Origin of the sequence: Micromonospora sp. NPDC005205 (assembly GCF_040608275.1) — a bacterium.
Taxonomy (GTDB): Bacteria; Actinomycetota; Actinomycetes; order Mycobacteriales; family Micromonosporaceae; genus Micromonospora.
The window spans coordinates 197,398-214,055 of sequence record NZ_JBEXHV010000006.1 but is presented as its reverse complement, the minus strand read 5'-3'; the positions used below and the strand labels follow the sequence as shown (position 1 = coordinate 214,055).

The 16,658-nt window shown below is 69.9% G+C and carries 18 protein-coding genes; 11 read left to right on the top strand and 7 right to left on the bottom strand.

Going from position 1 to position 16,658, the window contains the following annotated elements; genetic code table 11:
* Positions 1–3 precede the first annotated feature (3 nt).
* Positions 4–1,215 (top strand): MFS transporter, encoded by a 1,212-nt coding sequence (locus ABZU43_RS14290; protein WP_355006961.1) that lies wholly within the window; start codon positions 4–6, stop codon positions 1,213–1,215.
* Here ABZU43_RS14290 and ABZU43_RS14285 read toward each other — a convergent pair.
* Positions 1,212–2,414, bottom strand: a complete 1,203-nt coding sequence (locus ABZU43_RS14285) for an MFS transporter (protein ID WP_355006960.1) — start codon at positions 2,412–2,414, stop codon at positions 1,212–1,214. The genes ABZU43_RS14290 and ABZU43_RS14285 overlap by 4 nt on opposite strands.
* A gap of 129 nt (positions 2,415–2,543) precedes the next feature.
* Positions 2,544–3,413, bottom strand: coding sequence for a fructosamine kinase family protein (locus ABZU43_RS14280; RefSeq protein ID WP_355006959.1), 870 nt, complete (start codon positions 3,411–3,413; stop codon positions 2,544–2,546).
* 98 nt (positions 3,414–3,511) lie between these two features.
* On the opposite strand from ABZU43_RS14280, the gene ABZU43_RS14275 reads away from it, so the two are divergent.
* Positions 3,512–4,558 carry a serine hydrolase gene (locus tag ABZU43_RS14275; RefSeq protein ID WP_355006958.1) on the top strand — a complete coding sequence of 349 codons (1,047 nt, stop codon included), beginning with the start codon at positions 3,512–3,514 and terminating at the stop codon, positions 4,556–4,558.
* A 21-nt stretch (positions 4,559–4,579) separates the two neighbouring features.
* Here the strand turns inward: ABZU43_RS14275 and ABZU43_RS14270 are convergent, their stop codons facing one another.
* From ABZU43_RS14270 to ABZU43_RS14260, 3 genes are all read right to left on the bottom strand, one after another.
* A complete protein-coding gene (locus tag ABZU43_RS14270) occupies positions 4,580–5,434 on the bottom strand; it encodes a DUF4253 domain-containing protein (RefSeq protein WP_355006957.1) in 855 nt (284 codons plus the stop codon).
* A gap of 17 nt (positions 5,435–5,451) precedes the next feature.
* Positions 5,452–6,042: a DinB family protein gene (locus ABZU43_RS14265; RefSeq protein ID WP_355006956.1), complete on the bottom strand. Its 591-nt coding sequence runs from the start codon at positions 6,040–6,042 to the stop codon at positions 5,452–5,454.
* An 85-nt stretch (positions 6,043–6,127) separates the two neighbouring features.
* Complete coding sequence (locus ABZU43_RS14260; protein WP_355006955.1) at positions 6,128–7,360, bottom strand: cellulose binding domain-containing protein; 1,233 nt, start codon at positions 7,358–7,360, stop codon at positions 6,128–6,130.
* Between the two features lie 357 nt (positions 7,361–7,717).
* Here ABZU43_RS14260 and ABZU43_RS14255 point away from each other — a divergent pair, with 357 nt between their 5' ends.
* The 4 genes from ABZU43_RS14255 to ABZU43_RS14240 all read left to right on the top strand — a co-directional run bounded on the left by ABZU43_RS14255 (position 7,718) and on the right by ABZU43_RS14240 (position 9,529).
* Complete coding sequence (locus ABZU43_RS14255) at positions 7,718–8,215, top strand: YcxB family protein (protein ID WP_355006954.1); 498 nt, start codon at positions 7,718–7,720, stop codon at positions 8,213–8,215.
* Positions 8,216–8,334: 119 nt separating this feature from the next.
* Positions 8,335–8,709, top strand: coding sequence for a cupin domain-containing protein (locus tag ABZU43_RS14250; protein WP_355006953.1), 375 nt, complete (start codon positions 8,335–8,337; stop codon positions 8,707–8,709).
* A gap of 64 nt (positions 8,710–8,773) precedes the next feature.
* Positions 8,774–8,986, top strand: coding sequence for a hypothetical protein (locus tag ABZU43_RS14245; RefSeq protein ID WP_355006952.1), 213 nt, complete (start codon positions 8,774–8,776; stop codon positions 8,984–8,986).
* A 126-nt stretch (positions 8,987–9,112) separates the two neighbouring features.
* Positions 9,113–9,529 carry a VOC family protein gene (locus tag ABZU43_RS14240; RefSeq protein WP_355006951.1) on the top strand — a complete coding sequence of 139 codons (417 nt, stop codon included), beginning with the start codon at positions 9,113–9,115 and terminating at the stop codon, positions 9,527–9,529.
* Between the two features lie 82 nt (positions 9,530–9,611).
* On the opposite strand, the gene ABZU43_RS14235 is transcribed toward ABZU43_RS14240, so the two are convergent.
* Complete coding sequence (locus ABZU43_RS14235) at positions 9,612–11,066, bottom strand: alkaline phosphatase PhoX (RefSeq protein ID WP_355006950.1); 1,455 nt, start codon at positions 11,064–11,066, stop codon at positions 9,612–9,614.
* 179 nt (positions 11,067–11,245) lie between these two features.
* Here ABZU43_RS14235 and ABZU43_RS14230 point away from each other — a divergent pair, with 179 nt between their 5' ends.
* The 4 genes from ABZU43_RS14230 to ABZU43_RS14215 are packed head-to-tail and all read left to right on the top strand — an operon-like array spanning position 11,246 to position 13,884.
* Entirely contained in the window at positions 11,246–12,043 is a 798-nt protein-coding gene (locus tag ABZU43_RS14230) for an ATP-binding cassette domain-containing protein (protein ID WP_355006949.1), read from the top strand.
* A complete protein-coding gene (locus ABZU43_RS14225) occupies positions 12,040–12,801 on the top strand; it encodes an ABC transporter permease (RefSeq protein WP_355006948.1) in 762 nt (253 codons plus the stop codon). Before ABZU43_RS14230 ends, ABZU43_RS14225 begins: the two co-directional genes overlap by 4 nt.
* Positions 12,802–12,847: 46 nt before the next feature.
* Positions 12,848–13,627: a MerR family transcriptional regulator gene (locus tag ABZU43_RS14220; RefSeq protein WP_355006947.1), complete on the top strand. Its 780-nt coding sequence runs from the start codon at positions 12,848–12,850 to the stop codon at positions 13,625–13,627.
* A gap of 56 nt (positions 13,628–13,683) precedes the next feature.
* On the top strand, positions 13,684–13,884 hold the full coding sequence (locus ABZU43_RS14215) for a hypothetical protein (RefSeq protein ID WP_355006946.1): 201 nt from the start codon (positions 13,684–13,686) through the stop codon (positions 13,882–13,884).
* Between the two features lie 65 nt (positions 13,885–13,949).
* Here ABZU43_RS14215 and ABZU43_RS14210 read toward each other — a convergent pair whose 3' ends face one another.
* Positions 13,950–15,434 (bottom strand): arabinofuranosidase catalytic domain-containing protein, encoded by a 1,485-nt coding sequence (locus ABZU43_RS14210; protein WP_355006945.1) that lies wholly within the window; start codon positions 15,432–15,434, stop codon positions 13,950–13,952.
* A 205-nt stretch (positions 15,435–15,639) separates the two neighbouring features.
* Here ABZU43_RS14210 and ABZU43_RS14205 point away from each other — a divergent pair, with 205 nt between their 5' ends.
* Positions 15,640–16,653, top strand: a complete 1,014-nt coding sequence (locus ABZU43_RS14205) for a LacI family DNA-binding transcriptional regulator (protein ID WP_355006944.1) — start codon at positions 15,640–15,642, stop codon at positions 16,651–16,653.
* Positions 16,654–16,658 lie beyond the last annotated feature (5 nt).

The following is a 16,658-nucleotide window of genomic DNA, read 5'->3' as shown; positions in this document are numbered from 1 at the left end:
CGGGTGACCGGTTACCGGCAGGTGCTCGCCGTGCCAGGGATGGCACCGCTGCTGGGCGTCTCACTGCTCGCCCGTACCGCGATAACCGCCGACGTGATGGCGCTGACCCTTTTCGTCGTCCTCGGCCTGGAGCTGAGCTACGCGGCAGCGGGTGGGGTCGCGGCGGCGCTGACCGGCGGAGTGGCACTGGGTGGGCCGCTGCTCGGCCGCATGATCGATTCGCGGGGCCTGCGTCCCGTCCTACTGGTGACCGCCGGCGCGCAGGTCGTGTTCTGGCTGGGCGTGCCGGTCCTGCCGTACGGGTTCCTGCTGGTCGCCAGCTTCGTGGCGGGCCTGCTGATGGTGCCGGCCCAGGCCGTGAGCAGGCAGGCGATCGCCGCGATGACGACGTCGGAGCAGCGCCGGGCCGCGTTCGCGCTGGAAGCCGTGCAGGGCGAACTGTCGTACATCGTGGGGCCGGCGGTGGTGATCCTGGGAGCGGCGACGGTGTCCCCCGACGTGGTGGCCTGGGGGGTCGGCGCCGCGATCCTGGCCGGCGGCGTCGGCATCGCCGTGCTCAACCCACCGATGCACGCCCGGGACGAGGCGGAGGCCGCCGCCGCGGAACGACCCCCACGGCGGCAGTGGCTGAGCGCGAGGATGATCGCCGCGCTGACGATGGCGTTCGGGACGACGACGCTGCTCAGCGGCATCGATCTCGCCATCGTCGCCACGCTGCGGGAGGCGGGTCAGGTGTCCTGGGCCGCCGTGGTCGTCGTGGTGTTCGGCGTGTCGTCGGTCATCGGCGGGCTGGTCTACGGCGCGCTGACCCGGCCGCTGCCCACCTGGCTGCTGCTCGCCCTGCTCGGGCTCGTGACGATTCCCGCCGGACTGGCCCACGACTGGCCCTGGCTGTGCGTGGCCGTCGTGGGAAGCGGCCTCCTCACCGCGCCGACCCTCGGCTCGGTGGCCGACGCGGTGAGCCGCCTGGCGCCGCCCGGTGTGCGCGGCGAGGTGACGGGTCTGCAGTCCTCGGCGCAGAGCGCCGGTTTCGCGCTCGGATCCCCGCTCGTCGGCGTGGCGATCGACCTCACCGTGCCGGCGGGCGGTTTCGTGGTGGCCGGGCTTGCCGGCCTCGCCGCAGCGGGGACCGGATACCTGCTCTCCCGCCGATCACCCGCGCGACAACGTCGCCGGGCGATGCCGGGGACCACCGCAGGTCGGCCAGCGCTCTAGGTATTCTGTCCATTGAGGTCGGAGCCGCGGCTGGCGGGTGCGGTGTGGTGGCGACGCGCGTCCGCGGCGAGCAACGTGAGGGCGGCCAGCGTCAGCAGCCCGCCGGCGAGCGCCAGCGGTAGTGCCCCCGAGGTGGGCAGGAGGGCACCGCCGAGCAGTGATCCGCCAGCGATGCCGGCGTTGAAGGCGGTGCTGACCCCGGCCGACGCGATGTCGGTGCTGCCCGGGGCCAGTTGCAGCATCCGGTTCTGCACGGCGGAGCCGAAGGCCGCGTACGCGAGACCGATCCCGGCGAGCAGCGCGACCACGCCCGGCTTGAGCTCGCCGAGCCCGTAGAGCCCGAGCAGCGAGGCCGTGCCGATGGCCAGCGGCGTCAGCAGCGAAGCGACCGGTCGGGTGTCCAGGGTCCGGGCCGCGACCAGGGTGCCGACGACGCCGGCCGCGCCGGAGACGAACAGCAACGGTGCCAGCACCGCGTCGGCGAAGCCGCTGACGTCGAGCAGGAACGGTGTCACGTAGGTCTGCAGGGTCATGAAGCCGCCGATGCCGAGGGCGGTGGCGATCAGCAGGACGGCGAAGCGCCGCCCGTCCGGTGCGCTGCCCCGGGCGGCGCCGCCGGCGGCCGGGGGATAGGAGGGGAGAAGGAGCAGCACCGCGGCGGCGATCGCCACACCGATCCCGGCCAGCACCGCGAACGCCGCGCGCCAGCCGGCTTGCTGCCCGATCCAGGTGCCGAAGGGTACGCCGAGCACCGGGGCGAGCGTCGCTCCGGTCGCGAACAGCGCCACCGCCCGACCGCGCACCGCGACCGGGAACGGCCCGATCACGGTCGCCGTGGCGACGGACCAGAACAGCGCCTGGGCGAGGGCGGTGACCAGGCGGGAGCCGGCCAGCACGGCGTACGTCGGCGCGAGCGCGGCGGCGGCGTTCGCGACGGCGAACAGGAGCATCGTGACGCCGAGCAGGTGCCGCCGGGGGACGCGCTGAGTCAGTCGGGTCAGCGGCACGGACGCCAGCACCACCACCACGGCGTACCCACTGACCAGCAGACCCACCTGTGAGCGGGACCGGTCCAGATCGGGTGCCATGCGGGTCATCAGACCGACGGGCAGCAGCTCGGTCGTGATGAACGCGAACGCGGCGAGGGAGAGCGTGACCAGCACAGCCCTGGCCCTTCGCGGCGACACCTCCGGTGCCATGATCCACCTCCCGTTCCAGGGGGTCACCGTAATCGAGGGCCCGGCCCCGCTCCGCTCGCGGGTCTCGGCGGCCGTGGAACGGATCACCTGGCCGGGCCATCCGCCGCGCTCGGCGGCCGGCCCTCCGGGTCAGGATCGCGTCCGGAACGGGGCCAGGACGGCGCGGATCTGGTCGGCCGCGCCCCAGTCGTCGTCGAACTGGGCCAGCACGGCGAGGTGTTGTCGCAGCTGGATGACCGGCATCCGGGCCTCCCAGTCGGCGTCGAGCGAGGTCAGCTCCGCGTAGACGTCGAACATCCGTCGTGCCTCGGGCGGAGGTGAGGTGGACCACACGTGCGCGAGGTCGACCTCGGCCCACAGGTACGACACGGCCGGGTCGATCAGCGCAGGCTCTCCGTCCGTAAGGGCCAGCACGTTCTGTGTCCACAGGTCGCCGTGCGTCAGGCACGCCGGACGCTCCGGCAGCAGGTCCGGCAGCCGGTCGCAGAGCCGTTCCAGCGCCGACCGGTCCTCCGCGTCGAGCGCGGCCTCGACGCGGGGCTCGTCGAGCCAACGCAGCAGCCGGTGCTCGGCGAAGAAGGCGAAGCCGTCGTCGTTCCACGTGTTGACCTGACGGCGACGGCCCAGCCAGTTGTCGCGGTGCCAGCCGAAACGGGGATGGGTCGTGCTCAGGTGCAGGCGGGCGAGCAGGTGTGCGAACTGCTCCCAGAAGGCCTCGCTGCGTGGCCTCTCGCTCAACACCGACAACACCAGTACGTCCCGATCCGCCAGGATCACCTCGGGTGTCGCCACGCCGCCCAGGTCGCGCAGTGCGGCCAGCCCTTCGGCCTCGGCGATGAAGACGTCGTCGGCCGGCGGGTCGGCGAACGCCTTGACGAACACCGGCGGGGCATCCCGGCGGGTGGCGATGCCCGCGAGAGCCGCGAGCCCGCCGGTCACCGGCCGTACAGCGACGACCTCGCGCATACCGGCCAGGTGCAGACGTTCCAGCAGGGTCACGGGGACGCTCCTCATCTCCGGCGTACGAGGTCGCCCGATCCTATGTGGCTGGTCACGGCTCGCCCGGCCGGCGGCGGGGGTGTTGGACACTGCTGGGCATGGGTGATGTGGCGGTGGATCAGCAACGGCTGGAGCGGACCCTCCAGGAGTTCGGTGCCCGGTGGACCAGAGACGCCGCCGACATCGAGACCTACCTGGCCGCACAGGTCGCCGACGCGAGCCACCGTGAGGTCGTCGGCCCGCTGCGTGCCGCCAGTGGGGCCAGTGGTGTCGTCCGGGTCGGCGGTCGGGAGGTCGCGGCCTGGGGCGACCCGGACGTCCCGGAGATGGCGTTCAGCGTCACCAAGTCGGTCGTGTCGGTGGTGGCCGGCCTGGCCTTCGACGACGGGCTGCTGGTGCCGGACCAACCGGTGCACCAGGTCGTCGACGTTCCCGAGTTCCGGGGGCCGCACAACGAGCAGATCACCTGGCGTCATCTGCTGCAGCAGTCGAGCCAGTGGGAGGGCGAGCTGTGGGGTAAGCCGACGAGCGTCGACGCGCAGAGCTTCCGCGAGCGGACCGAGGTGCACGGCACACCCCCGGGCCAGGGGTGGGCGTACAACGACGTACGGATGAACCTGCTCGCGTACGCGCTGACGCTGCTGTTGCGCAGGGCGCTGCCGGAGGTGCTGCGGGAGCGGGTCATGGACCCGGTGGGCGCCTCGGACCGGTGGTCGTGGCACGGGTACCGGACGAGTGTCGTCGATCTCGACGGTCGCCGGGTCGAGGTGGTCTCCGGCGGCGCGCACTGGGGCGGGGGACTGATCGTCCCGGCCCGGGACCTGGCCCTGATCGGGCAGCTCTTCCTGGACCGCGGGACCCATGCGGGGACCCGGCTGCTCAGCGCCGAATGGGTCGACCAGTCCTGGGACCCGTGCCCGGTGAAACGGGAGTACGGCTATCTGTGGTGGCTCAACGATGAGCAGGTGCCCTGGCCGGGAGCCCCGTCGACCGGCCGCAGTGCCCGGGGCAATGGCGGACGACACCTGCTGTGGGTCGACCCGGCCCGGGAGCTCGTCCTCGCCTCCCACTGGACCGAGGAACCGCTCGATCTGATCCGGGAAGTCTCTCGTACCGTCACGGTTGCGCAGGTCGCCGAGGGCTGAACTGCGTGGGGACCGTGTCGGTCAGGGTCGGTTGTGGACGAACCAGGCGTCACCGGCCGGCAGGGCGACGGCGACCTCCCATCGGCTCAGTTCGAGGTTCGGAGCGAGCGCCTTGAGTTGACCGGCGGCAGCCCACGCCTCGTCGCCCGGCGTCGGGCGACGACCCACGTGAAACTGGAGCATGGTGCCCCACGATGCGACCAGGCGGGCGTTCCACCGGTGCCGCCACTGCGCCAGCACCTCGGCGAGTTGCTGCTGATCCTCCTGGGTGAGCGCACCGTAGAAGTCCACCCAGTACGCCGAGCCGCGGACGTCGCTGGTGGGCAGCAACATGAGCAGGACGCTGTCCGGCGTGTACCAGTACTCGGTCTGCGTCACGAGCCGCACGTTGTCAAGCACCTCGGCGTGCAGGTCGACGTCGGCGAGCAGCCGGTCGTACAGCGCCCGCTCCAGCACCGAGACTGGTGTCGGCAGCACCACGTCCGGCACCAGGTCGGTCAGGTCGACGCCGGTCGTGCCACGCGCGTAGAACCCGATCTCGTCCTCGTCGACGTGTTGGTCCTCGCTGTAGTGGCGGTAGGTCAGCCAGGGTTCGGAAGACGCCGCCGCCTCGACGAACGTGCGCAGCTGCGACTCCGACGGACCCTGCTCGGGCTCGGACCGGATCGTCAGCGCGTCGTCGAAGTCGTCGGTGACCATGACGGGCCGGCGTCCGATGACCGGGACCAGCGCCTCAGCAGCCTGCCAGACCTCGTGCAGACGGTCGGGGTCGACGTCGGCGACGAGGATGGCGCCCGACGGGCCGTGCCCGATCGGCAGGCCGGCCAGGGGTGTGCCCCGGAAGGCCGCTTCGATCTGGTCGAGGTCGTCTCGCACGCCGACAGCTTTGCCGATCACCCGAACTGGTCGGCAAGCTTCGTCAGCTTGCTGACATACGCCGGCCAGTCGTAGTCGTCGGGGATGTTGCTGTTGTTCCGCCCGAGGCCGACCACCGTGTCGTGCTGTTCGCGCATGATGTCGGCGTGCCCGGCGTGGCGGGCGAGGTCGCAGGTCACGTGGATGATGATCCGCTGTAGCGTCACGTCCTGCCGACCTGGCTGCCACCACGGCACCTGCCCCGGCGCGTCGAGCGGCAGCTGCTCGATCGTCTGGTCGGCGAACGCCCCGACCCGGCGGTACAGGTCGATCAGCCCGTCCTTCGTCTCGTCCTCACGGGCGTACCAGTCGGCCTGCGGGTCCTCGTCGAACGCCGCCAGCGGGACCAGCTCGTCGGGCGTCGGGAACTCGCGGCCGAAGGTGGGCCCGAAGTAGCCGGCCTCGACGTTGAGGCAGTGCTTGGCCACGCCCAGCAGGTTGTTTCCGGTCGCCGTGCGGGGCAGCCTGACCTCCCGTTCGCTGAGCCCGTCGAGCTTCCAGATGAGGTCTTCGCGGTTGCCCCGGAGGTAGTGGTGCAGCGCGGCCTTCGCATCGCTCAGATCAGCCATGCGCGCCAGTCTTCCCTATCCGCCGGGGCTCGGCGGGCCGGTGCCGGGGCACCGGCCCGCCGAACGACTCGACGTGGCCGGGGCGTCAGCTTCCGGCGCAACTCGCTGTGGTTCCGCTGCCGCTGCCGGTGCCCTGGAAGCCGAAACTGGCGGCCTGACCTGCGGCCAGTCGCCCGTTGTAGCTCTGGTTGGCGACCGTGATGGTCCCGCTGGTGCCGCTGCTGACCCCGTTCCAGAGCGAGCTGACCGACGCGCCGCTCGGCAGGGTGAGGGTGACCCGCCAGCCGGTCAGTGGGGCGTTCCCCGCGGTGACGCTGACGTTGGCGACGAAGCCGCCGTTCCACTGGTCCTGGACAGCGAAGACAGCGGTGCAGCCAGGCGTGCCGGTCGGCGGCGGCGTCGTGGGCGGCGGCGTGGTGGGCGGGGGCGTGGTGGGTGGCGTGGTGGGCGGGGGCGTGGTGGGTGGCGTGCCGTCGTCGAGCGTCAGGTTCTTCTGCTGGACGGTCCACTGAGTGCGGCACAGACCGCAGTCGGTGCCGACGAAGGTGCGGCCGGCGGTGGTGTCGCCCTTCAGGCGCCACTTGAAGTAGAGGGTCGCCACCCGGCCGAACTCGCCGCCGTTGGCCTGGTCGTAGGTGCCGCCGTGCCCGACGTTCAGGTTGCCCATGAAGGCGGGCAGGCCGGCGGGCAGCTTGCCCCAGTCGTCCATGGCGTTCGGGTAGGCGATGTCGCTGGGCCCGCCGACGAAGTAGGCGATCGGCTTGGTCAGCCTCCTGAGCTGGTAGTCGTCGGCGTCGTTGAGCAGACCACTGCTGAAGATGCCGGTCGTGGTGACGCGCGGGTCGTTCGAGACGGCGTACGCCTCCAGGCCTCCGCAGGAGAAGCCCGCGACAGCGACCTTGCTCGTGTCGATCTTGTTGTAGTACTTGCTGCCCTGCCGGGAGTTCTCCGCGACCGCCCAGTCGATGGACTGGGTGAGCATCTGGGAGTTGGTGGAGCCGGATCCGTTCGGGGCGCCGTTGGCGATGGCGAGGAAGCCGTGGGAGGCGATCTCGCGGAGGAAGTTGCCCTGGGAGAGCCCGTTGGCCGAGCAGCCGCCGTTGCCCCACACGACGATGGGCAGGCGTTCGGAGGGGAGGGTCTGCGGCCGGAAGATGGTGTGGTTGGCCAGGGTCGCCGAGGTTTCGTAGTCGGCCGGGTAGGGGCCGGAACCGCCGATGGCGGCGGACGCCGGTGCCCCACTGAGCGCCATGATCACCGAGGTGACCGGGACGACGGCGGCCGCCAGTCCCGCGTAGATCTTTGCTCGCCTTCTCATTGAATCCTCCAGGAACAGTCACGGTGGCGCTCCCTGCGGCGGCGGGTGTGTCACTCGCGCCCCGACGAGAGGTGGTCAGCGCTGGCCACGGGTCTGGTCGACGTGTGCGCGTCGCGGCCCGCGTGGCGGCCGTGCCCCCGGTCGCCACTGCCCGCTCATTCAGCGCCGGCGACCGCCCGGCCGCGGTCCCTACAGGCGCTCCGATGGGAGCTGTATGCAGTCACTATCACTGTCGCAGTGAAAGGTGTCAATTTCTGGTTGACTCTGATCAGACTGCCGCACCCGGATCGCCGAGGCTTGTCAGGTGAGGCGGGGCAAGGCGCTTTCCCGGGCGGGCGGAGGCACTATCGTTCTGGCGTGCACATCCGTTTCGACGTCCCCGCCGATCCCGCCTACCCGAGCCGGGTGGCCGCGGCGCTCGGCAACGTCCGGCTACGCAGATTCGGCTACATCGGGGCGGTCCTGACGGCGGTCGGGGTCATCGGTCTCGTCGTCTCGCGAGGGCTCGGGTGGGGCGAGCGGAGTTCCCCGCTGTGGACCGCGCTGGTAGTGGGCGGCGTGCTGTCGATGCTGTACCGGCCGTGGGTGCTGGCCCGCGCCCGACGCCGTTCCGGTAACTACGCCGTCGAGGGCGCCTACGACATCACCGAAGACAACATCATGATGCGCAGCGGCTCGGAGTCCGGCGGCATCGCCTGGGACGGGGTTGCCCAGGTGCGCGAGGCCGGAGATTTCTGGGTCGTGTACGTCGGCCGAATGCCGGCGACCGTGATCCCCCGCTGGCTGATGTCCCCCGAGGATGCCGAGACGTTGCGCGCGCACATGTCCGAACGAGGGCTGCTGCCCCGTCGGTGAACTCGGCTGCCGCCCCGTGTCGGCATCCCCGCCCCTGATCGCCCGCGGCTACCTATTCTCGACTGGGATGCACCAGTCCGAGTAATGGCCGTCGGCCCGACGGCTCACAGGAGGCCGTCATGAGCACCAAGGATCGACCTGCGGGGATCAGCCCCACAGCGGTGGAGTCAGCACCAGGGCTGTGGCGGATCGATCTGCAACGGCACGACCTCAGCATCCCGGGGCGGGAGGTCATTCAGACTCGGGTCGAGTTCACTCCGGATTCGCCTCCGTTCAAGCATTTCCACCCCGGCGAGGAAATCATCTGCGTTCTACAGGGAACGCTCGAGTACCGGCTGGACGGGCAGCCGCCCATGGTGTGCAATCCGGGCGACGCGCTCACGGTCCCGTACGGTGTGCACCACCAGGCCCGTAACGTTGGCGACGGTATCGCTGTCGAACTGGCCACGTACGTCGTCGAGAAGGGGAAACCACTTCTCACCAAGGTGGAGTGAGCACCTACGGCCGGTCATCGATCACCGCCGTTTGCGCGATCGGCGCGCTGGGCACAACGCAACCATGACGAGTGAACAAGTGAAGTCTGTCGGTCGGTACCCCATGCGGATCCTCGGCGTACTGGCGATCGTCGTGGGCGTGCTGGCGGTCGTCTCCAGCCTGGCCCAGAGCAACCTCGTCGGGGTGATCCTCGGCGTCATCTTCGTCGCTGGCGGAGCGGTCCTGGTCAAGCGCTCGGGCGCGGCGGCGACACCGAGAACGCACACCACGCACTGACGTCTGCGGGGTTCGTGGCGCCGTGGTCGTCGCGCGTATGACGTCGTCGGCGCCCCGGGTGTGATGCGCCCCCTGGCGACTGGGGTGAGCGGACAGCGGCGGCAGCGCGACTCATAAGGTGAACGGATGTCGGTCAAGCAGGTACAAGTGACATTCGACTGCGCCGAGCCGGTGCGCGTCGGCCTCTTCTGGTGTGAGGTGCTGGGGTACGTCCCGCCGCCGGCCCCGGAAGGGTTCGCCACCTGGGAGGATGTCAATTCCGAGCAGGGTTCCTGGTTCGCGTGCAGTGACCCGTCGGGTGTGGGCCCGCGCCTGTACTTCCAGCGGGTGCCCGAGGGCAAGGTCGTCAAGAACCGGGTGCACCTCGACGTGCGGGTCGGCACCGGGCTGGTGGGCGAGGAGCGCCTGGCCGCCATCGAGGCCGAATGCGCGCGGCTGATCCCGCTCGGCGCGGTACGCGGGCAGTTGTTGCTCGCCGACGGCGAGAACGAGTCGTGCCTCAACATGCAGGACGTCGAGGGCAACGAGTTCTGCCTCGACTAGTGCCGCCCGCCGCGCGTCTCCTGAGCGCGGCCGAGCCTGCTGGGGGCCGGGCGGGTCGCCCGGCCCCCGCGTTCGAGCTCGGTCAGCCCAGGTACTTCTCCCACGGACCGGTGATGGCCAGGGTGAGGCCCGGGTCCTGCATGTTGACGAAGAGCACCTTGCCGTCCGCGCTGAAGGTCGGCCCGCAGAACTCCGAGTCGTTGAGCTGGTTACGGGCGATCGGGTAGGTGGGCCCACCCGGGATCGTGCTGAGCACGTGTGAGGCGCCCGTGCCGTCCTCGGCGAGCACGAGGCTTCCCCACGGGGTGACGGTCACGTTGTCCGGGCCGTCGAAGGTGAGGTCGGTGTACTTGACCGGCGCACCCTCCTCGGAGGCGGTCTGGTGCGGGAAGTACGTCACCAGCTGGATGGTCTGGTTCTGGTAGTTGTAGAACCAGACCATTCCGTCGTGCGGTGCCGCGTCGGCCGGCAGGTCACCCTCGTCCCAGGCGTAGGAGTTGACCACGTACACGCCCTCGTCGGTGGCCCACACGCCCTCGAACTTGCGTCCGCGGGTGACCTGGCCGTCGGCGAACTGCTCGCGTACCGACCTGGTGCGCGCGTCGCGGTCCGGCACCTCGATCCACCGGACCGGGAAGGGGCGGCCCAACTGCGCGGAGGTCAGGTACGCGACGTCCGGCAGCACCGAACCGTCATCCATGATGATCTGCATCGCGGCGAGGACACCCGCGTTCGGTGCGAGGCGGGTGAGCACGCCCGGACCGACCTTGACGCCGTGTGGCGCCGTCCAGCGGTAGAAGAGGCCGTTGGGCTCGTCGGCGTCCTCGGAGAGGTAGATCCGAGTGCGGTCCTTGTCGACGGCCAGCGCCTCGTGGGAGTAGCGGCCCAGACACTTGATCGGCCGCGGGTCCGCGCTGCCGTCGGCCCACACCTCGAAGACGTAGCCGTGGTCCTTCTGGTAGACGCCGGACCGGCCGCCCTCTTCCCACTTGTCACCGGCCCGGTCCTCGGTCTCCTCACAGGTGAGCCAGGTGCCCCAGGGGGTCGGCCCGCCGGCGCAGTTGGAGATGGTGCCGGAGAGCGCCACAAACTCACCCAGGTTGCGGCCCGCTAGGTCGGTCCTGATCACGGTGCAACCGCCGGCGTCGACGGCACCCGCGTCGTAGACCGTTCCCTTGACATGCGGTACGCCGAACTCGGCGCCCGGGTCGATCTCGTGGTTCTGGATCAGGGTGTACCGACCGTGGCCGGCGTCGTAGACGGCCATGCCGTCGTGGTCCGACGGGGTGGGGCCCTGGCCGCGGTCGAGCCGGGTCACACCGGTCCGGGTGACGATGGTGTAGCTGAAGCCCTTGGGCAGGGCCAGGATTCCCTTGGGGTCGTCCACGAGCGGCGGGAAGGGCACGTTACCGGGCTTCACCGGCGGGTGCGGCCGGGCCGGGCTGGCCTGGGCCAGGGACGGCAGGCCGCCCGCGACCGCAAGGCCGACACCGGCGGCGGCGCCGCTGGCGAGGAAGGTACGACGAGACGAAGGCACGTGGATCAACTCCTGGTCCAGGCAAGTGCGACGACTGGCAGCCAACTCCTTCGGGTGGACAGCGACACGTCACCAGTGGGATCGGGTGGTGACATCGGAGTTAAGAGTCAGGGTCGCCCGCGCGTCGCCGGGCCATCGGGCTTGACCTTGACGCTGCGTCAACCCTCCATGCTGCCGCCATGAGCAATTCGCACACAACAGCTCAGACCGAGCAGGCCGCGATCCACGTGCTTGGTCTGGAGAAGTCGTTCAAGCAGCTCAATGTGCTGCGTGGCGTCGACATCGACGTCGCGCGGGGCAGCATCTTCGCCCTGCTCGGCTCGAACGGTGCCGGCAAGACCACAGTCGTGAGGATCCTGGCCACGCTCCTGCGGGCCGACGGCGGGACAGCCCGGGTCGCCGGCTTCGACGTGACGACCCAGGCCGCCGAGGTACGGCAGTCGATCAGTCTCACCGGGCAGTTCGCGGCGGTCGACGAGATCCTCACCGGGCGGGAGAACCTGATCCTGGTCGCCCGGCTGCGGCACCTCAAGGAGCCCGGTGCGATAGCGGACGACCTGCTGAGGCGCTTCTCGCTGACCGAAGCGGGCGCCCGGAGGGTGCGGACGTACTCCGGCGGCATGCGTCGCCGTCTCGACATCGCGATGAGCCTGATCGGGAACCCGCCGGTCATCTTCCTCGACGAGCCGACGACGGGGCTGGACCCGGAGGCGCGTATCGAGGTGTGGCAGGCGATCAAGGAACTCGCCCGTGGCGGCACGACGGTGCTGCTCACCACCCAGTACCTGGACGAGGCCGAACAACTCGCCGACCGGATCGCGATCCTCCACGAGGGACGAATCATCGTGAACGGCACCCTCGACGAGCTCAAGCAGCTCCTGCCACCCGCCGAGATCGAGTACGTCGAGAAGCAACCGACCCTCGAGGACGTCTTCCTCACCCTCGTTGGCGCCAAGACTGAGAAGGAACAACGATGAACAGGCACTTCCTCGGCGACACCACAGTCCTGCTGGGACGCTCACTGCGCCACATCGCCCGCAGCCCGGACACCATCATCACGACCGCCGTCATGCCGATCGCCTTCATGCTGCTGTTCGTCTACGTCTTCGGCGGCGCGATCGAGACCGGCTCCGACTCGTACGTGAACTATCTGCTCCCCGGCATCCTGCTCATCACGATCGCCTCGGGCATCTCGTACACCGCCTTCCGGCTCTTCCTGGACATGCAGGGCGGCATCTTCGAACGGTTCCAGTCCATGCCGATCGCACGATCCTCGGTGCTCTGGGCGCACGTGCTGACCTCACTGGTCGCCAACCTGATCTCGTTGGTCGTCGTCGTCCTCGTCGCCCTGCTCATGGGCTTCCGCACCGGGACGAGCGTGCTGGGGTGGCTCGCCGTGGCCGGCATCCTGGTGCTGTTCACCCTGGCGCTGACCTGGATCGCCATCATTCCCGGCCTGACCGCCCAGTCGGTGGACGGCGCGAGCGCCTTCTCGTACCCCCTGGTCTTCCTGCCGTTCGTCAGCTCGGCCTTCGTGCCCACCGCGTCGATGCCCGGCCCGGTGCGCGCCTTCGCGGAGCACCAGCCGGTGACCGCCATTGTCAACGCGATCCGCGACCTCTTCGCGCAGAAGCCGGTCGGATCGGGCATCTGGACCGCCCTCGCCTGGTGCGTCGGCATCCTCGTGGTGGCCTACCTCTTCGCCAACCTGACCTACCGTCGCAAGATCTCCTGAGCGCGATTCGAGGGGGGCCGAGCGACTCGAGGGGCAGGATCAGGACATGCTGACGATCAGTCAACTCGCGGCGTACGCCGGCGTCACGGTGCGGGCGGTACGGCACTACCACCAGATCGGCCTGCTGCCGGAGCCCGAGCGGGACGCCTCGGGCTACCGGCGGTACAGCGCAGGGGCGGTGGTGTCCCTCATCAGGATCCGGATTCTCGCCAACGCCGGCGTGCCGCTGTCCCAGATCGGTCAGATGCTGGAGGCCGACGCGTCGACCTTCGCGGCCGCGGTCGAGGAGATCGACAGGCAACTGGGCGACGAGATCGCACGACTGGAGACCAGCCGGAGGCAGATCGCGCAACTCGCCGCCGGGGATCGTCTGGCGCTCGCGCCGGAGGTGACCGCCTACCTCGACCGGCTCCGGGACATCGGCGTCTCCGAGCGGGTGGTGTCGGGTGAGCGGGACAGCTGGATCCTGATGTCGGCCCGCTGGCCCGATCGGGTCCGCGAATGGATGCCCAGCAAGATCGCGCAGCTCGACGACCCGCAACTCATTCGGCTCTATCGGATCCTGTCGGAGATCTTCGACAGCGACACCAGCGACGACGCGTCTCTGGTGGAGGCCGCCGACATCCTGGCGAGCCTCGCCGAGCAGGCCTACCGCTCCGGCGAGATCGACCTCGGTGAGGTGGCGCAGGACGATCTACCGTTCGACCTTCTGGACGCGCTGGCCGTCGAGGCGGACCCGCGGGTGCAGCGACTGCTGGATCTGATGCGCGAGCGTGGCTGGGATGGTCTGGCGCGGCTGGAGCGGCTGGCAGAGCCGTCCACCTGATCGGCTGTCAGCTCTGTTGGTGGTTCGCCGCGCACGAACCCGCAGGGCTGGTGCAGGTGTCGCGCCACCAGCACACGGATGACGAGTGGGACGACAAGCTGGTCGACAGCCTGAGCCGGGACCTCGGGGACGCGTACGAGGTCCGCTACCCGCGGGTGCCCGACGAGACCGACCCGAGTTACGCCACCTGGGGCGCGGGCGTCCGGCGGGAGATCGCGGCCCTGGACGAGGTGACGGGGGTGATCCGGCGCGACTAGGTCGTCGGTAGTGCCGCCCCCGGCGGTGGTGCGGAGGCGGCACTGCCGATCAATCGTGCGGTGGGTCAGCTACGGGTGGACCACTGCTGGTTGGTGCCGCCGTTGCAGGCCCAGAGGATGATCTTGGTGCCGTTGGCGGTGCCGGCGGCGTTGGCGTCGAGGCACAGCCCGGACAGCACACTGGTGATGGTGCCGTTGCTGTTGACGTTCCACTGCTGGTTGTTCTGGCCGTTGCAGTCCCAGATGATCGCCTGGGTGCCGTTGGTGGTGCCTCGGCCGGAGGCGTCCAGGCACTTGTTGCCGTACACCTGGAGTTGTTTGCCAGCGGTGTAGGTCCAGCGCTGCGCGGTGCTGTTGCTGATGCAGTCCCAGAGCTGGACCTGGGTGCCGTTCGTGGTGCTGGCGTTCGGCACGTCGATGCAGCGGCTGGACTGCCCGCCCACGACCTGGACGTTCTGTTGCGGGTTGCCGCCGCCGGTCGGCGCGTAGGCGGCGGCGTTGATGTTGGCCTGGACGGCGTTCTCGGTGGCCGCCGTCGGGTAGCCGGAGGTCAGTACGCCCTCGAAGAAGGTGCCGCGACCGGTGATGCTGTTGTCACCACCGATGCCGAGCAGGATGGCGCCCTCCTTCTTCATCGGGTGGTAGCCGTTGGGGCGTGGCCCGTCGAAGTAGGTCGTCAGGCTGCCCGACTGGGCGTTGCCGCCCCGGATCGCCCAGTGGTTCGGCTCGCCCTTGACCATGGCGGTGACGAAACGGTGGTTGATCGACGCGATGTTGTTGTAGCCCGCGTTGATGCCGGAGAACAGCCCCCACTCCAGGTCGGCCATGATCCAGGGGCCGGCCCCGGCCCCGTAGCCCCACTGCTTGTTGGCGCCGAAGTAGACGGTCTCCATGATGGCGCGTTCGTCGGCGAGGCTGTTGGTCTGCGCGTTGCCGTAGTCGAAGCAGCACCACTGGTTGTAGTGCGTGCCGTCGACGACCGCGTAGATGCCCTCGGGCTGGTCGCCGGTCGCGACACCGTTGGTGTTGTTGTTGCGGTAGCCGGTGCCGGGGGCGATGTAGACGCCGTACGCCTTCTGCCCGCCGACGGTGACCGGGGCCGCCTTCGCGTCGGCGAGGTTGTCCCAACCGCCGGGGGCGGGGCCGGCGAAGCCGCCGGGGGGCGCCTGGGTGAGGCGGTTGTTGCGGCCGGACTGGTCGTAGATGATCGTGATGACGCAGTTGGTGTTGGCGCAGAACGTGTCCTGGGTGGCGGCGTTGGCGTAGCCGCCCTCGCTGAGCACGCCGACGTCGCGGGTGGTGTTGTCCGACGATCGTCGGACCTGGTAGAGCGGGCCGTTGTACGCGCCGTACAGCGCGCGGGTGGTGCTGTGCGCGGCCACGCACGGCGTGCCGCCGGAGGCGTAGATGTCACATGGACCGGTGCCGGCGGCGTGGGCGACGCCAGGGGCGTCCGAGACCACGTAGGCGCCGGCGCCGACGACGAGGACGAGGACGAACAGGGTCCCGGCGGCGGCCATCAGGCGACCCAGCTTTCTCTGCACGTTCATCGGATCCTTTCGGGGTGCGTGGTGGGGTGGGGTGCGGCGATGGAATTGACGTCACACGTCATACCTGTGACATTAATGGTCGTCCATCTATTGACGCTAGTTGGCACACGTTGGTCATCGATCGATGAGCCTGAGGACGGATATGCTGGTCAGCGGAGCAAGGTGCGTCCCCGTGTCGGGGCAAAAGTCGATTCGAGGGCGATTGATGAACATCGGGGAGATCGCTCGCCGGGCGGGGGTGTCCCGCAGCACCGTTTCCTACGTGCTCAGCGGAAAACGCAGCGTGTCGGCGGCGACCCGGCAACGGATCCAGTCGGTCATCGACGAGTTGGACTACCGGCCGAACGCCAGCGCCCGCGCTCTCAAGGAGGGGCGCACCCGCACCCTCGGGCTGGTCATCCCGCCGGCGAGCCAGCGGTTGACCGACATGCAGCTCGGCTTCGTCGCCAGCGTCGTCGAAGCCGCCGCCCGCCACGACCTCGACGTGCTGCTGTCCCCCTCCGGTGGCGACCATGACCGGTCGTTCGAGCGGATCGTCACCGGGCGCCGGGTGGACGGCGTGGTCCTCATGGAGATCCGGTTGGCGGATGACCGGGTGACCCGGCTGACCAAGGCCGGGCTGCCGTTCGTCACCATCGGGCGGACCGCCGAGCCGCACGGGATGAGCTGGATCGACATCGACTACGCCGGGCTGATCGCCCGGTGCGTGCAGCACCTGGCCGACCTGGGGCACCGGCACGTGGCACTAGTGAACCGGTCCGCCGAGTTGGTGGCCGCCGGGTACGGCCCCAGTCATCGCGCGCTGACCGGCTTCCGTACTGCGGCGGCCGAGCGGGGGTTGACCGGCGTGGAGGTCTGCAGCGGCGACGACACCGCCTCCGGCGAGGCGTGTATGGAGCAACTGCTCGCGACGCACCCGGAGGTCACGGCGGTGGCCACCATCAACGAGGCCGCACTGCCCGGAATGCAGCGGGCGTTGACCGGCGCCGGGCTGTCCGTGCCACGCGACTTCTCCGTCACCGGAGTCGCCGCGCAGCACTGGGCGGAGGATTTCCGCCCGCCGCTGACCGCCGCCGACGTGCCGATGGTCGAGATGGGCGCCGAGGCGGTGTCGCTGCTTCTGGAGATCATCGCGGCTCCCGGTGCCGTGCCACGACACCGCCTGTACAGCCCGCCCATCTCGTTGCGTTCCAGCACCGGCCCGGTCCGGGGCCGCTGATCCGA

Bases quoted from the DNA above. Each gene is read 5' to 3' on its own strand.
- ABZU43_RS14285 (WP_355006960.1), bottom strand. From the start codon at position 2,414: ATGGCACCGGAGGTGTCGCCGCGAAGGGCCAGGGCTGTGCTGGTCACG.
- ABZU43_RS14250 (WP_355006953.1), top strand. From the start codon at position 8,335: ATGAGCACCAAGGATCGACCTGCGGGGATCAGCCCCACAGCGGTGGAG.
- ABZU43_RS14220 (WP_355006947.1), top strand. From the start codon at position 12,848: ATGCTGACGATCAGTCAACTCGCGGCGTACGCCGGCGTCACGGTGCGG.
- ABZU43_RS14265 (WP_355006956.1), bottom strand. From the start codon at position 6,042: ATGGCTGATCTGAGCGATGCGAAGGCCGCGCTGCACCACTACCTCCGG.
- ABZU43_RS14210 (WP_355006945.1), bottom strand. From the start codon at position 15,434: ATGAACGTGCAGAGAAAGCTGGGTCGCCTGATGGCCGCCGCCGGGACC.
- ABZU43_RS14260 (WP_355006955.1), bottom strand. From the start codon at position 7,360: ATGAGAAGGCGAGCAAAGATCTACGCGGGACTGGCGGCCGCCGTCGTC.
- ABZU43_RS14205 (WP_355006944.1), top strand. From the start codon at position 15,640: ATGAACATCGGGGAGATCGCTCGCCGGGCGGGGGTGTCCCGCAGCACC.
- ABZU43_RS14275 (WP_355006958.1), top strand. From the start codon at position 3,512: ATGGGTGATGTGGCGGTGGATCAGCAACGGCTGGAGCGGACCCTCCAG.
- ABZU43_RS14245 (WP_355006952.1), top strand. From the start codon at position 8,774: ATGACGAGTGAACAAGTGAAGTCTGTCGGTCGGTACCCCATGCGGATC.
- ABZU43_RS14240 (WP_355006951.1), top strand. From the start codon at position 9,113: ATGTCGGTCAAGCAGGTACAAGTGACATTCGACTGCGCCGAGCCGGTG.
- ABZU43_RS14225 (WP_355006948.1), top strand. From the start codon at position 12,040: ATGAACAGGCACTTCCTCGGCGACACCACAGTCCTGCTGGGACGCTCA.
- ABZU43_RS14230 (WP_355006949.1), top strand. From the start codon at position 11,246: ATGAGCAATTCGCACACAACAGCTCAGACCGAGCAGGCCGCGATCCAC.